Origin of the sequence: Flavobacterium sp. 140616W15, from assembly GCF_003668995.1 — a bacterium.
In the GTDB taxonomy this organism is placed as follows: domain Bacteria; phylum Bacteroidota; class Bacteroidia; order Flavobacteriales; family Flavobacteriaceae; genus Flavobacterium.
This window is the reverse complement of sequence record NZ_CP033068.1, coordinates 3,534,770-3,550,605: the sequence shown is the minus strand read 5'-3', so window position 1 is coordinate 3,550,605 and position 15,836 is coordinate 3,534,770. Positions and strand designations below refer to the sequence as shown.

Annotated in this window: 9 protein-coding genes and 1 pseudogene; 7 read left to right on the top strand and 3 right to left on the bottom strand. The window is 32.0% G+C overall.

The features are described from left to right. Positions 1-75: 75 nt before the first annotated feature. A complete protein-coding gene (locus EAG11_RS15540) occupies positions 76-2,175 on the top strand; it encodes a peptidylprolyl isomerase (RefSeq protein WP_129539954.1) in 2,100 nt (699 codons plus the stop codon). A gap of 284 nt (positions 2,176-2,459) precedes the next feature. Here the strand turns inward: EAG11_RS15540 and EAG11_RS15535 are convergent, their stop codons facing one another. Together EAG11_RS15535 and EAG11_RS15530 are read right to left on the bottom strand one after the other, a co-directional pair. Further along, complete coding sequence (locus EAG11_RS15535) at positions 2,460-3,377, bottom strand: GYDIA family GHMP kinase (RefSeq protein WP_129539953.1); 918 nt, start codon at positions 3,375-3,377, stop codon at positions 2,460-2,462. Between the two features lie 91 nt (positions 3,378-3,468). Further along, on the bottom strand, positions 3,469-4,785 hold the full coding sequence (locus EAG11_RS15530; protein WP_129539952.1) for a hydroxymethylglutaryl-CoA reductase, degradative: 1,317 nt from the start codon (positions 4,783-4,785) through the stop codon (positions 3,469-3,471). A gap of 181 nt (positions 4,786-4,966) precedes the next feature. Between EAG11_RS15530 and EAG11_RS15525 the strand changes: the two genes are divergently transcribed. The 6 genes and pseudogenes from EAG11_RS15525 (at position 4,967) to EAG11_RS15500 (ending at position 13,625) form a co-directional block, all read left to right on the top strand. Beyond that, a complete protein-coding gene (locus EAG11_RS15525; RefSeq protein ID WP_129539951.1) occupies positions 4,967-7,135 on the top strand; it encodes a S9 family peptidase in 2,169 nt (722 codons plus the stop codon). A gap of 37 nt (positions 7,136-7,172) precedes the next feature. Further along, a complete protein-coding gene (locus tag EAG11_RS15520; protein ID WP_129539950.1) occupies positions 7,173-8,864 on the top strand; it encodes a peptide MFS transporter in 1,692 nt (563 codons plus the stop codon). A 75-nt stretch (positions 8,865-8,939) separates the two neighbouring features. Beyond that, positions 8,940-10,597 (top strand): annotated as a pseudogene (locus EAG11_RS15515) (peptide MFS transporter). A gap of 11 nt (positions 10,598-10,608) precedes the next feature. Further along, entirely contained in the window at positions 10,609-12,411 is a 1,803-nt protein-coding gene (locus EAG11_RS15510; protein ID WP_129539949.1) for a peptide MFS transporter, read from the top strand. A gap of 55 nt (positions 12,412-12,466) precedes the next feature. Then, complete coding sequence (locus tag EAG11_RS15505) at positions 12,467-12,934, top strand: thioredoxin family protein (RefSeq protein ID WP_129539948.1); 468 nt, start codon at positions 12,467-12,469, stop codon at positions 12,932-12,934. A gap of 235 nt (positions 12,935-13,169) precedes the next feature. Next, complete coding sequence (locus tag EAG11_RS15500) at positions 13,170-13,625, top strand: thioredoxin family protein (RefSeq protein ID WP_129539947.1); 456 nt, start codon at positions 13,170-13,172, stop codon at positions 13,623-13,625. Between the two features lie 70 nt (positions 13,626-13,695). Here EAG11_RS15500 and EAG11_RS15495 read toward each other — a convergent pair whose 3' ends face one another. Continuing rightward, positions 13,696-15,732 (bottom strand): ComEC/Rec2 family competence protein, encoded by a 2,037-nt coding sequence (locus tag EAG11_RS15495; RefSeq protein WP_129539946.1) that lies wholly within the window; start codon positions 15,730-15,732, stop codon positions 13,696-13,698. Positions 15,733-15,836: the final 104 nt, after the last annotated feature.

Here is a 15,836-nt window from a genome sequence, read left to right as displayed (position 1 = left end):
AAATTGCTACTAGTATTATTATTAGCTAGATAATTGTATTTTCGCAAACTGAATATAAAATTAACAACAATAAAAATGGCAGTTTTAGCAAAAATTAGACAACGTTCCGCTTTATTGATAGGCGCTATTGCACTTGCATTATTTGCATTTATCATTCAAGATCTTTTCAGTAGTGGAAATTTTGGTGAGAGTTCAAAAGACGTAGGAAGCATCAATGGGAAAGATATTTCATTTGAAGATTTTAGAATCAAAGTTAGTAATGTTGAAAAAAGTGGGCAAGGAATAACTTCCACTGAAGCTGCAAACAGAGTATGGGATCAAGAGGTTTCTATTGCTTTGTTATCATCAGAGTTTGATAAATTAGGATTAAGAGTTGGTGAAAAACATTTACTTGAAGTTTTAAAAGCAGACCAAAATATCGGAAGAAATCCAATGTTCTTAAATGCAGCAGGGGTTTTTGATGTAGCAAAATTTAAAGAATATTTTAAAGCAAATCCAGAGCAAGCTCAATATTTAAAAGATAGAGAGAAAGATGCAGATTTGAATGCAAAATACCAAATATACAATACGTTGATTAAAGCAGGTCTTTATACAACTGTTGCTGAAGGGAAGTTGAAATATGAAATGGAAGCAAACAAAGTTAATTTTGCTTTTGTAGCTGGTTTATATTCTTCTATCAAGGATAGCGATGTAAAAGTATCTGATTCAGAAATCGTAGATTTCATGAAAAAAGACGAAAAGAAATTTAAAGCAGATGAAACTCGTGAGGTTCAGTATGTTTTAATTGAAGATAAAGCTTCAAAAGAAGATGAGGCAGAAATTAAAGCAAAAATTACTTCTCTATTATCAGGAAGTGTTGTTTACAACCAAAAAACAGGTAAAAACGATACTTTACCTGGATTTAGATCTGCTAAGAATGTTGCTGACTTTGTGAATTCAAATTCAGATGTACCTTACGATTCAACTTATGTAGCTAAGAAAGATTTACCAGCTGTAGATGCTGATAAATTATTTAGCCTAGCTCCAGGTGAAATTTATGGGCCTTATGTTTTTGGTAACTACTACTGTATTTCTAAATCTTTAGGATCAAAAGCAGGAGTTAATGCAAAAGCAAGTCATATCTTAATTAGTTATGAAGGAGCTCAAGTTCCAAACCAAAAAGAAAGAAGAACTAAAGAACAAGCAAAAGCTAAAGCAGAAGAAATTTTGGCTCAAGTTAATGCAAATCCAGATAGTTTCTTAATGTTAGCTTTTACGGCTTCAGATGATTCATCTGCACAACAAGGTGGAGATTTAGGATATTTTGGACAAAACCAAATGGTGAAACCATTCAATGATTTTGTTTTCAATAACCCAATTGGAAAAGTAGGATTGGTAGAAACTCCTTTTGGTTTCCATATTATCAAAATTACAGACAAACAAGATGGTGTTCGTTTAGCAACTATAGCTCAAAAAATCGAAGCTTCAGAAGCAACTTCTGATAGAGTATTTACTCAAGCAACTAAATTTGAAATGGATGCTGCTGACAAAGACTTCAATAAAGTTGCAGCTGAAATGAAATTAACAGTTTCTCCTGCAGTTACAGTTAAAGCAATGGATGAAAATTTCGGTCCATTAGGAAATCAAAGAACTATCGTAAGATGGGCTTTTGAAAAAGGAACAAGCAAAGGTGATGTTAAGCGTTTTGAGGTAGCTAATGTTGGTCACGTAATTGCACAACTTAAGAGCATAAACAAAACAGGTTTAGTTTCAGTAGATGTTGCAAGACCTTATGTTGAGCCAATTCTTAAAAACAAGAAAAAAGCTGAAATCCTTAAAGCTAAAATGAATGGTACTACTATCGAAGCAATTGCTAAAAGCGCTGGTGTAGCTGTACAACAAGCAACAGATGTTACTATGGACAACCCAACTTTACCTGGTGGTGTTGGTCAAGAGCCAAAAGTTGTTGGTAATGCATTTGCTTTGGCAGCGGGTAAACTTTCTGCTCCAATTGAAGGAAATACTGGAGTTTATGTTGTTAAAAACATAAGCACAGTAAAAGCACCAGCTTTACCAAACCATGCTCCTTATGTTGAGAAAGTAAAAGCACAAAGTGCTCAGGATGTAAACAGAATTCTTCCTGCATTAAAAGACAATGCTAAGATCGTTGATAATAGAGCTCACTTTAGCTACTAGTTTATCAAGATTTAGATAAAACATAAAATTTAAAAATCCTGAAATATTTATATTTCAGGATTTTTTTTGTTCAAGAAGTTTTGAGATTTTGCTTAATTGTATTTTGATGCTAAAAGGGTTTAAAACCTTTTGTAGTTACGTGGGTTTCGAATCCGCTTACCCAGACAAAAATAAAAGTCCCAAGAGTTAGGCGAAGGGTGTTTGTGTTTTTTATAAGATAACAACAAAAAACCTTGCTAGAGTTTAGCAAGGTTTTTGTTAGTTACAAAGATTAGAAGTTTAGATTAAGTCAATATCATTTCGTTGTAAGGAATTATCGTTTTATACCCTTTGGCTGTAAAATATTCGGTTGGGTTGTCTTTTGATATTACCATTACAAAATCGCCTCCCCATGCACCAAGACTTTTAATTACGCCTTCAAAATCTGGAAATAGTCTTTCTTTGATGGTTTGCATTTCTAGGATATTGCTCATTTCAGCTTCATGAATTGCTAATGCTTTAGCAAATTCTTTTCCTGTTTTGGCTTGTATAACAGTTTGTGTTATTTTATCGTTATTAGCAATTATCTTTGACAGATGACTGTTTTTGTTATTGTAATAAGCGGTTATTGCTGCTTTACTGCTTTGTTTTTTGTTTAAGTATACAAAGTTTATGTTCTGGCTAAATTCAGGTTTAAAGTTTACCGTTTCTACAGTTGGTAGATTTTGTTGTAAGTGATATAATATAGGAGTGTTATTTTGTGCACAAGCAATATCGTAACCACTACCTCCAAAACTGTTTTTAAGAAGCGTAAAAGCATCAATTTTTGTCCATTGAGCAATATTGTTTAATAATGTCGATGATGTGCCTAGGCCCCAATTTTTAGGAAATGTAAGCTGTGTGCTTATTTGGTATCCTTCTGATTGGGTTAGAAATTCTGGATTTAATAAATAAGCTTCATGCAGAATATTTATTAATGTTGTTTTTATTGTTTCGGTTTCAGGTTCAGGATTGTCTGTTATTTCGGCAAAAGTTATTGTGTCCTCAAACCAAATACTAGTATCAGCATCATAACTTTTCCATTGTATTTCTTGGTTTTCTCCTTTGGCAACAACTAAATTTTGTCCAAATTTTGTTGGTAATGCAAATGCTTTTGCGCCATCTAATACTAAATATTCTCCAGTTATTAAAAGTTTTCCGTTACTGTAAAAAGTTGTTTTCATGCATTTATTTTTAGCCCCGATGGAAGCGATATCCTTTGTGTTTTTTCTTTAAAAACATAAAGATATAGTGTACAGCGGGAATAGCTTCGTATTATTTTCTTAAGTTTTCAATAAATTCAACTACTGCACTATGAGATATAGTGTGGCTTTTAAAATGATTTTTAATTAAAAGACGTTCATCATCATTGGCAGCAAATTGATTAATGATATTATTGATGTGCATTTTCATGTGTCCTTCTTGAATTCCGGTTGTAGTTAAAGAACGTAATGCGGCGAAATTTTGAGCTAAACCAGCAACGGCTACAATTTGCATTAATTGAGGAGCAGACGGATTTTCTAACATTTGTAATGAAAATTTTACTAACGGATGTAAAGAAGTTAGTCCGCCAACGGTTCCTAATGCTAGGGGCATATCTAGCCAGAATGTGAAAATTCCGTTTTCTATTTTAGCATGTGACAAACTTGAGTATTGTCCATTTCTAGAGGCATAGGCGTGAACTCCCGCTTCGACAGCACGGAAATCATTTCCTGTGGCAAGTATTACAGCATCGGATCCGTTCATGATTCCTTTGTTGTGAGTTACGGCACGAAATGGTTCTACTTCGGCAATTTGTACTGCTTGAACAAATCGTTCGGCAAACTCCTGTGGATTCGGAATGTGTTTTTCGGCTAATTCATTTACTGGGCATGAAACCTCTGCTCTTACAACGCAGTTTGGAACATAGTTTGAGAGAATGCTCATGATGACTTTTACTTCTTCATTTGCTTCAGTAAATAATTCGTATTCTTGAGAGGCTTCTTTTAATGTTTTTGCAAATTGCTCTAAACATGAATTTATGAAATTAGCGCCCATGCTGTCTTTGGTTTCAAAGGTTGCATGAAGCTGAAAGTAATTTGGTAATAAATTGGTTTTGTCTTTTAGAACAATGTCAAGAATTCCGCCACCACGCTGTTGCATGTTTTTGGTGATGCTTTCAGTATCGGTAAAGAATTTGCTTTTTGTTTGTGTAAAAAATAAGTTAAGCTTTGAAACGTCACCATTAAAAGTAAAATGGACTTGACCTATTTTTTCGGTATTGATGACTGTTGCTTTGAAACCGCCACGAGTAGACCAGAATTTAGCAGCTTTTGAAGCCGCGGCGACAACGGAACTCTCTTCGATTGCCATTGGTATTGTGGTATATTTGTCGTTAATGAGGAAATTTGGAGCTATACCAAGCGGAATGTAAAAATTTGTTATTGTATTTTCGATGAATTCATCATGTAATTTCTGTAATTTTTCGTCGGTATTCCAGTAACTTTTAAGTAAAAAAACAGCTTTTTCTGGTGTAGAAAAGTACTTATTTGCAATCCAGTTTATTTTTTCTTCTTTGGATAATTTAGAAAATCCAGCAACGGCGTTGTTCATTATCAATTGATTAAATGGTAGTATAGTTGCAAAGATACCATTTTAACGGTTTTGTTTGTAATGTAATTGTGCGCATTAAATAATATGAAAAACCAATTTATTAACATTTAACACTTAAAATGTATATTATGTGTATTTTTTTCACTAAAATTGGGCTCTTTTTTATATTTAAATCATTTGTATGAATACAAACAAACTTACCGCATTATTTATATTTATTTGTTTTACTGTTTTTGGTCAACAAAAAATAACTGTAGATGACGTTTTTAGTGGGATATTTCGAACTAAGGAAATGTTTAAACTACAATCTTTACAAAATGCTAATCAGTATACGGTACTTAATTTTGATCGGACGAGTAGAAGTATGCAGATAGATTTGTACGATTATGCTACGTTAAAAAAAGTAACAACTTTAATTGATACAAAAAATCATAGTGAGTTACCGATGATCAATAGCTATGCTTTTGATGCTTCAGAAAAAAATATTTTGTTAGCTTGTAATTCTACTAAAATATTTCGCCACTCCTTCACAGCAGATTATTATTTGTATAATATAGATTCAAAAGAGTTAACTAAGCTGTTTGATTTTCAAGTCCAAGAGCCAACTTTCTCGCCAGATGGACAAAAAATAGCTTACGCAAAAGAGAATAATCTGTATGTTTATGATTTAGCTTCTAAAAAATCTACTCAGATTACAACTGATGGAAAGAAAAACTCAATTATCAATGGTATCACTGATTGGGTATATGAAGAAGAATTTGCTTTTGTTCGCGCTTTTGATTGGAGTAAAGACAGTAAGAAAGTAGCTTATATTCGTTTTGACGAAAGTATGGTTCCTGAATTCTCAATGTCGATTTTTAAAACAGACTTGTATCCTAAAATCGAAACGTTTAAATATCCTAAAGCTGGAGAAAAAAACGCAGTAGTCTCGTTACACATATATGATGCCACAGCAAATACAACTAAAGAAGTTAAGTTAGGTAATTATAACGACTTTTATATTGCAAGATTGAAGTGGACAAATGATAATAATACTTTGTCAGCACAGGTTTTAAACCGTCACCAAAATAATCTTGATTTATTGTTTGTTGATGGTACTTCGGGAACTTCAAAAGTAGTTCTTAATGAAAAAGATAAGGCTTATGTTGATGTTACTGATAACTTAACGTTCTTAAAAGATAATAGTTTTATCTGGACTAGCGAAAAAGACGGTTTTAATCATATCTATTTGTATGATAAAGTAGGAAAGCTTAAAAATCAAGTTACTAAAGGAAACTGGGAAGTAACATCTTATTATGGATTTGATGAAAAATCTAAAACAGTTTTTTATCAGTCTACAGAAAATGGGTCAATCAATCGTGATATTTATCGAATTGCACTTGACGGAAAAAATAAAGTACGTTTATCTAAAAACGTAGGTACTAGTAAGGCAACCTTCAGCCCGAATTTTCAATATTACATCAATACATTCTCAAGCGCAATTCAACCAACAACTTATAGTCTTAATGACGCTAAAGCTGGAAAAGAGTTACAAGTAATAGAAAATAATGAGGCGCTAGCCTCTAGTCTTAAAGCATATAATTTAGCTACTAAAGAATTTTTTGTTCTAAAAACAGCTAAAGGAAATGAATTGAATGCTTGGATATTAAAACCAAAAGATTTTGATCCTGCTAAAAAGTATCCTGTTTTTATGTTTCAATACTCAGGACCTGGCTCTCAGCAAGTAGCAAACCAATGGAATAACTCTAATGATTACTGGTTCGAAATGTTAACTCAACAAGGATATATCGTTGCTTGTGTTGATGGAAGAGGAACTGGATTTAAAGGAGCAGACTTTAAGAAAGTAACACAATTGCAATTAGGGAAATACGAGGTAGAAGATCAAATCGATGCTGCCAAAGTTATTGGTAATTATCCTTACGTTGATGCTTCTAGAATTGGAATTTTTGGATGGAGTTATGGTGGATTTATGGCTTCGAACTGTGTTTTTCAAGGTAATGATGTTTTTAAAATGGCAATTGCTGTTGCCCCAGTTACTAACTGGAGATTTTATGATTCAGTTTATACTGAAAGATATATGCAAACTCCTCAAGAGAATGCAAGTGGTTATGATAATAACTCTCCTATTAATCATGTTGATAAATTAAAAGGGAAATTCCTTTTGATTCACGGATCTGCAGATGATAATGTACATGTGCAAAATACAATGCAAATGATGGAGGCTTTAATACAAGCTAATAAACAATTTGATTCGCAAATTTATCCAGATAAAGATCATGGTATTTATGGCGGAAAAACTAGAGTGCAGCTTTATACTAAAATGACTAACTTTATCAAGGAAAACCTTTAATTAAAATCTAATTAACCTAAATATAATAATAAACAATATGAAAGAAACAGAAGTAAAAACTGCGCATCCAAAAGGACTTTGGGTTTTGTTTGGGACAGAAATGTGGGAGCGGTTTAATTTTTACGGAATGCGAGCAATTCTTACCTTATTTTTGGTAAACTCATTATTAATGAAAGAATCAGATGCTGCATTAATTTATGGAGGCTTCTTGGGACTTTGTTATTTAACACCAATGTTAGGTGGATTTATTGCCGATCGTTTCTTTGGTAACAGAAATTGTATTTTATTGGGTGGACTGATGATGGCAATAGGACAACTTTTTTTGTTCTTTAGTGCTAGTATTTTTGGTTCAAATATGAGTTTGGCAAATATCTTAATGTGGTCTGCATTAGGAATCATTATTTTTGGAAATGGATTCTTTAAGCCAAACATTTCGAGTATGGTTGGAAGTTTGTATCCAAAACAAGAAAAAACAAAATTAGATACTGCTTTTACGATTTTCTATATGGGAATCAATTTAGGTGCTTTCTTAGGACAAACAATTTGTCCTTATTTAGGTGACGAAGTAGTAAGCGGTGTTCAGAATATACACGCTTTTAAATGGGGGTTTTTAGCAGCATCGATTGCAATGTTAATTGGAACAGGTGTTTTCTTTTTATTGAAAAATAAATATGTCGTTACTCCAGAAGGAAAGCCATTAGGAGGTTTGCCTTCTAAAAATGATGTTACTGATTATGAAGAAGGAGAAGCTCAAAAAGCTGTTTTTTCTACACAAGCTTTGATTGGTGCAGTTATTGCATTTGTGATTTTGTTTTTTGCTTTCCGTTACCTTTTAGACGGGGATAACTTCATTAAAACATTAATTTACCCAATTATTTATGCTAGTGGATTAACATTAGCTGGATTGATTATTTCTGATAGTTCATTAACTAAAATAGAAAGAGATAGAATTTTTGTTATCTATATTGTTGCATTCTTTATTATATTTTTCTGGGCTGCTTTTGAGCAAGCAGGATCTTCATTGACTTTTATTGCAGCAAATCAAACAGATAGAACTTTTATGTTCGGATGGCAGATGCCAGCTTCAATGGTTCAGGTGTTTAATGGTATTTTCGTTTTCGCTTTTGCCTTGCCTTTTAGTATTTTATGGGACAAATTAAGAGAAAAAGGTAAAGAGCCTATTTCTCCTATGAAACAAGCAATTGGTTTAGCATTAATTGCATTGAGTTATTTTATTATTGCTTACAATGTGAAAGACCTTGGTAACAGTGGACTTTTAGCGATCAAATGGTTAATTCTTTTGTATTTAATTCAAACTTTTGCTGAGTTGTGTTTATCGCCAATCGGATTATCATTGGTAGGTAAATTATCTCCAAAACGTTTTTCATCATTACTTTTCGGAGTATTCTTCTTATCTAATGCTGCAGGATATGCCTTATCAGGAACTTTGGGATCTATTATGCCTGCAACAGGAGAGAAATTTGTAAAAGCAAAAGATTTAGGAATCGATTTGCAACCTATCTTAGATAAAGCAGTTGTTGCAACTCCTGAACAATTAAAGATCTTAGAAGCAAATCAGATTAGTGCAACAAATCCTGTTTTCGCTGGTTTTGAAATTCATAATCTTTTTGAGTTTTTCATGGTTTTTGTAATCTTAACAGGAATCGCTGCAGTAATCTTATTTGCATTGACTCCTTTGTTAAAGAAAATGATGCACGGTATTCGTTAATTAATAAAACACTAATAGCTATTACCTATCCGATTTATTTGGGTAGGTAATTTTTTAATTTTGAACCTATTTATTATGTGGAAAAATCACCCAAAAGCTTTACCTTTTTTGTTTTTATCTGAAATGTGGGAACGTTTCGGTTATTATTTAATGATTGGAATTTTTACTTTATATCTAAAAGATGTAGAGGCAGGGTTTGCAATGACCGAGAAAGAAGCTTCTGATTTGTACGGAACTTTTATTGCACTTGTGTTTCTAACACCTTTTATTGGAGGCTTGGTTGCAGATAGATATTTAGGATATAAAAACTCAATCATTCTTGGTGGATTGATGATGGGGGTAGGTTATTTTATGATGGGAATTCATAGTTTAACAATGTTATATGTGGCGATGACGTTGGTAATTATTGGTAATGGTTTTTTTAAACCTAATATTTCTACACTTCTAGGGAATTTCTATGACGAAGAGAAATACAAGGATAAGAAAGATGAAGGATACAATATATTCTATATGGGAATAAATGTGGGAGCTTTCATTTGTAATTTCTTTGGAGCTGCTTTACAAATACTTCTAGGGTGGCACTATGCTTTTATGGCCGCTGGATTAGGAATGTTTATTGGTGTAATTGTTTTTATGTTAGGTACAAAACATTATGGTAATAAAACAGAAAAAAAGGGGATTCAAGAAGGGGATATGCCATTTTCAAAAATTGTATTGTACATTCTTGTTCCATCCATTGTATTTGGAGTTATAGGCTGGTTGCTAAAAGGAGTTCAGTCTGATGTAAATTTAGATAGCTCAATTTTTGGTTCAGATAGTACAGATGCTTTTATTTTTGCCTGTATCCCTGTAATTTATTTCTATGGAAGTTTATATTTTAAAGCTAAAGTAGAAGAGAAAAGACAAATAGGAGCGCTACTTTCTATTTTTGCCGTGGTTATTTTATTTTGGGCAGTTTTTAAACTAAATGGATCTGCATTGACTACTTGGGCAGACCGCTATACTGACAGAGAAATTACTGGAACTACACAAACTGTTTTCAATAATTTGAAATTGGCCAAAGAGGTGAAGTACGCAAAAGATTCAACAGAATTATATGATTCTAGTTTTAGACTTCAAAAAGAAAATGGGAAAGTTGTAAAAACTGTAGATCATCCCGTTTATTTTAGAAACGTAGCCGAGGACAAAAAGCCAACTGAAGGGGCAACAGTTTCTATTTGGGCGACTAATTTAAGTCAGTCGATAAATCCAGGTTGGGTAATTATTTTGACACCTTTGGTGGTTGCATTTTTTACTTTTTTACGTAATCGAAAAAAGAACCAAGTACGCCAACAAAAATTGCATTCGGATTATTGATTTCTGCATTATCTGTTTTAGTTATGATTGCGGCAGTCCATATAGGAGGTAACGGAGCCGAAAAAGTATCGGTTTGGTGGTTGGTTGCTAATTATGGAATTATAACTATAGGAGAGTTGTTTTTGAGTCCCATGGGATTGTCAATTGTATCTAAACTGTCTCCAAAAAATATTACAGCCTTAATGATGGGTGGTTGGTTCTTATCAACTTCAATTGGAAACAAACTAAGTGGCGTTTTAGCTAGTATGTGGGATCAATATGATAACAAAATAAACTTTTTCTGGGTGAATTTTGCTTTATTGATGTTTGCAACAATATTAATGTTTGCTTTGGTTAAAAATTTAAATAAAGTGATGAAAGATCACGGTATTAATTAATTATTATAAAAATGGAGCAGAATATTAGTTTAGAACAAATACAAAACTTTAAAGGGAAATACCCTAAACAATTGTGGTATTTGTTTTTTAGCGAAATGTGGGAACGTTTTTGTTTCTACGGAATGAGAGGGATGTTGGTTGTATTTATGGTTGGCCAACTAGGAATGAATGAGAGAGTTGCTAATTTACAATACGGTGCCACACAAGCTTTTGTTTATGCATTTACTTTTATTGGAGGAATGTTTGCAGATAAAATATTAGGCTACCGTAAGTCTCTTTTTTGGGGAGGGCTATTGATGATAGTTGGAAGTGTAATTTTAGCTATTGATCCTAAACAATTTTTCTTTTTCGGAATTAGCTTTACTATTATTGGTACAGGTTTTTTTAAACCAAATATATCTACAATGGTTGGACAGCTATACAAAGAAGGTGATACGAGAGTAGATGCCGGATTTTCGCTGTTTTATGCAGGAGTTAATTTAGGAGCTTTAATCGGAGGATATATTTGTATTGCTGTTGCCAATGGATCTTTGTGGGATTCATTTGTTCCAGTAGCGTATCGTTGGAATTATGCCTTTGGTTTTGCTTCAATTGTAATGGTTATAAGTTTGTTGACTTTTACCCAAACGCAAAAAAGTTTAGGTGAAATTGGACTTTCGCCATTGCGACATATAGAGAAACCTAAAAGACGTTTGTTAGAAATTGTAACTTATGCAAGTTCATTGGTTGTAATTCCGATTATCATGAAGATGGTTTCTAATACAGAATATACAGATGTATTCATGTTTATAATTGGGCCATTTGCATTAATGTATTTGTTTTATGAAATGGCATCGTTAAGTAATAATGATGATTCGAATATGTTCTCTTTTAACGGAAAAATATCTAGAATTTATTATTTCTTGTGCTTCAGTTGTATTGCTTTACCTTTGTTTTTCTTGAGACATTATTTTGTTGATAATATAGTTTTTGTGTTATTAACGCTTCCTTTATTGTGGTTGTTACTTTCTTTGGGAGCAAAAAGATGTAATGATTTAGGCATAAGCAGATTCGCTATTTTAATTCCTTTTGTGAGCATTTATTTTTTCTTTAAGAGAGGGACAGCTGATTTAGAAGGTGGTAAGAATCTAAAAAGTTCAGAGATAAAGAAACTGATAGCAGCTTTAGTATTTATATTATTTTCTATTTTCTTTTGGGCTTTCTTTGAACAAAGTGGAGGGTCATTAAGTTTATTCGCATTAAATAATTTAGATAATACTGTTTTAGGTGTTAAACTTGATCCAAATGGAGTTAACAATTCAGCTAATTCACTTTTTGTAATTATTTTTGCCGCATTGGTAGGATTGGTTTGGTTATGGATGTCTAAACGCAAAATCGAGCCGAATACAGTCATTAAATTTGGATTAGCATTTTTGTTTCTTGCGGGTGGTTTCTGGGTATTTTATTATACTAAATTTTTTGCCGGACCTGATGGAAGAACATCTTTAGGATTGTTTACTTTCGGTTGGTTTATAATTACCTTTGGAGAACTTTGTTTGTCTCCTATTGGTATGTCGGCAATGACTAAGTTATCTCCTCTAAAAACCCAAGCAGTAATAATGGGAATGTGGTTTTTGGCTAGTGCTTATGGTCAGTATTTTGCTGGATTACTAGGTGCTAATATTGCTGGAGCTTCTGAGCATGCAACTAACCTGGAAAAATTAAATGTATATGCGGATGGATATAAGCAACTAGGTATTTATGCATTGATTGCTGGAGTAATTTTAATACTTATTTCCCCACTCATTAAAAAATTAATGCAAGAAGTAAAGTAGAAGACATTTTCAAGTTTAATTTTTTATTAAATTTGATGAATAAAATAAAAATAAAATGAAAAAGATATTTATTACATTGTTATTAGTATTAGGTTCCTTTGCGGTTCAAGCACAAGAACTTAAGTGGTACACTGATGTAAAAGAGGCTATAGCAGTAAGTAATAAGGAGAAAAAACCTATGTTATTGTTTTTCACTGGAAGTGATTGGTGCGGATGGTGTATTCGTTTGCAAAGCGAAGTTTTAAAAACGTCTGAGTTTAATAAATGGGCTAAAGATAATGTTGTTTTAGTTGAACTTGATTTTCCTAGAAGAACAGCACAAACTCCAGAGTTAAAAGCCCAAAACAATGAATTACAGCAGGTTTTTGGAATTCAAGGCTTTCCAACTGTTTACTTTACTAAAGCAGAAAGTAAAGACGGAAAAGTTAATTTTCAAGGATTGGGGACTACAGGTTATGTAGCTGGTGGTCCTTCTGCATGGCTTGCAGTTGCAAATGGAATCGTTAATCCGGTTAAAAAGTAATTAAATGATTAAATAGTTCAAGTAACTATTATAATAAATAAATGAAGCTCTTTTTGGTTTATCCGAAAAGAGCTTTTTCATTTTTATTATAATGATATTTTTTGCTTCTACTATAGATTTTAATGTGTAAATATGTAATTGTTGATTATAGTTTGTTTTAAATCATAATTAAATTTGGATAATTGAAATTTAATGTTAATTTCGTTTAAATTAACTAACCAGAACCAGATTTATTATGATAAAAAAAATACTTACGCTTGCATTCTTCTTAGGATTTTTTACTGTGCAATCACAAAACCTAGTTTGGAAAACTACTATTGCTGAAGGTATTGAAACTAGTAATAAAGTAAAGAAACCGATGTTGATTTTGTTTACAGCAGAAAATTATTCCCATAATTTAGAGAATGAAATAATGAAAACTTTAGATTTTGCGCTATGGTCAAGAGATAATGTTGTTTTAGTAAAATTAGATTTATCCGACAAGAATGCTTCTGATAGTGATAAAGAGCAAAATATTAAATTGAAGAATGCTTTTGGTGTCCAAGAATTTCCAGAAGTATGTTTTGCTAATGCCGTTATTAGAAAAAGTAAAACTACATTTGGATCATTGGGTAAGATGACTTACACATCAGGTGGAGTTAAGGCTTGGATTACAGAGGCAAATTCACTTTTACGTCCAAGTGATTTTTAACTTTGTATAATCAAGATTCAATAATTTTATTTGATAGGCTTTTGTTCTTGTATGAAAGCTATGTTATGTTTTAATCTAATTTATAGAATCCCTTTTCAGCAGTAGAATGAAAAGGGATTTTTTTATTCATACAGGTTTTTCTCCAATATACTTGTATTGATTTGTAGTTTGTAGCATCAGCAATAACCATTTTTGGTTGGGTTGTTTTTAGTAATCTTTCAAAATTTATTTTCGGCGATTGTATTATCATTATAATATCCGGTTTTATTTTTTTAGAATATATTCCACTACTATCTATAATTAAGATTTTATTGCCTTTAAAATAAGCTGTGTTTTTTAGTTTCTCTTTACTAGTTAGATTCCCAAAGTTACCTACTAAATAAGAAGTTAAAGAGTAATTATTAGATGCGTTATTCAAAGTAGTATCTGTTGTAAATAAAGTTACTGATTTACCTGTTCTTTCTGTAATTTGAGAATTTTTGGGAAGATTGTAAACGATCCACTCATTTTGTGTTTCTGCTTTTTTTTGATTTAGAATAAATGAAATTTGCAGTAGTATTATTGAGCTTAGAGTCACTGTTAGTTTTGTAAAAGAGGGTTTCTTTAGCCAAATAACTCCAGTTATTATTAAGAGGTAAGATGAAATTAGTAAGTAATTATTAAACGAAATATCACGTATTATGAAACCTTCGAACGATGCAACGATGTTTATTATTTTATTTAAGTAAAAAATGCTTTTTTCTAGTAGCAGTACAAGTAATGTAGGTGCACTATTAAATGCCGCCAAAATCATTACTATAATTCCTAAAATCATAATGACACTTAAAAAAGGTATAATTACTATATTGGCAACAAAAAACAGCCCAGGAAATTGATGAAAATAATACAGGCATATTGGCAAAGTTCCTATTTGTGCGGCAAATGAGACTGTAAGAGCATTCCAAATTGCGGTTGTGAATTTATGTTTTGGTGACCATAATTTTTTTAATATTGGTTGTAGCCAAATAATAAAAAACAAGGCTAAATAACTTAACTGGAATCCTACATCAAATATAAAAGCAGGTTCAAAAAGGAGTAAAAAGAATATCGAAACCAATAACGTATGGTAAATATTTACACTTCTTCTTAAATGAATCCCCAGTGCTACAAACGAAAACATTACTACAGATCGTAATACTGATGGTGAAAATCCTGAAATTACTGCAAAAGCAAATAATGAAACTATGATTGTAATGAGCTTTATCAATGATCCTTTTTGGGTATTAGGGATTGGTTTTAAGATATAAGTTATAAAAATTAATATATAGCCAACATGTAGCCCCGAAACAGATAATATATGTGTAACACCTGCGTATTGATAATCTTTGATTATTTCGGGAGATATATCTTGTTGTTGGCCTAAAATAAGAGCAAGAGCTACATTCATTTCAGTTTTGTTAAAACCATTCTTCTCAAGATTCTGGATGATTTTTGTTCGTATTCGTGCCGCATAGTACCAAATGTCTTTCTCTATTTGTGCGCTTATAGCTATATCACTTCTTTGAATATATAATTGCGCATAGATATTTTTTTTATCTAAATAGTTACTATAGTCAAATTGATTTGGGTTTTTTGGAGCGCTATTTTTAAATAATTGTCCTTTAATGCGAATGCAATTTCCTATTTCTAAATTTAATTGAGTACTATCTTTTTTTATGTTTACCACCATTTTACCCGACATGGGTTTTTGGTTAATTTGCTTTATTGTGGCTATGTACCTATCACTATAATTATTACTTTTTAATTTTTCGTTAATTATAAAGTCTATTAAATGTGGTTTGTCGTAAATGCCTTGATAGTTGGTGTAATTGTTTTTTCTGAATGATTCGGTATGTAGAGTCTGAGTTGTAATTCCGATACAAAAGGCTAAGAGATAGGTCGTAATTCCAAAGTAAGTTACTCTCTTTTGTTTATTTGTTGTGTAATAATAAGAAGTATAAAATAGGACAATTACAACAGTAAGTGCTACTAATGTAAAAGTGACCGAAAGGTTTAGATAGTTTGTGGATAAAATACCTAGGATGAAGCCAATTGTTATTCTTGCTAAAGGAAATTCTAATACTTTCATATAGCAAAAATACGATTATTTTGTAAGAAATAACTCTTATTTAGTAAAAAGGCCTGACTAGTAAAAACTAGTCAGGCCCTTATTTAAAATAGCAGTAGAATGCA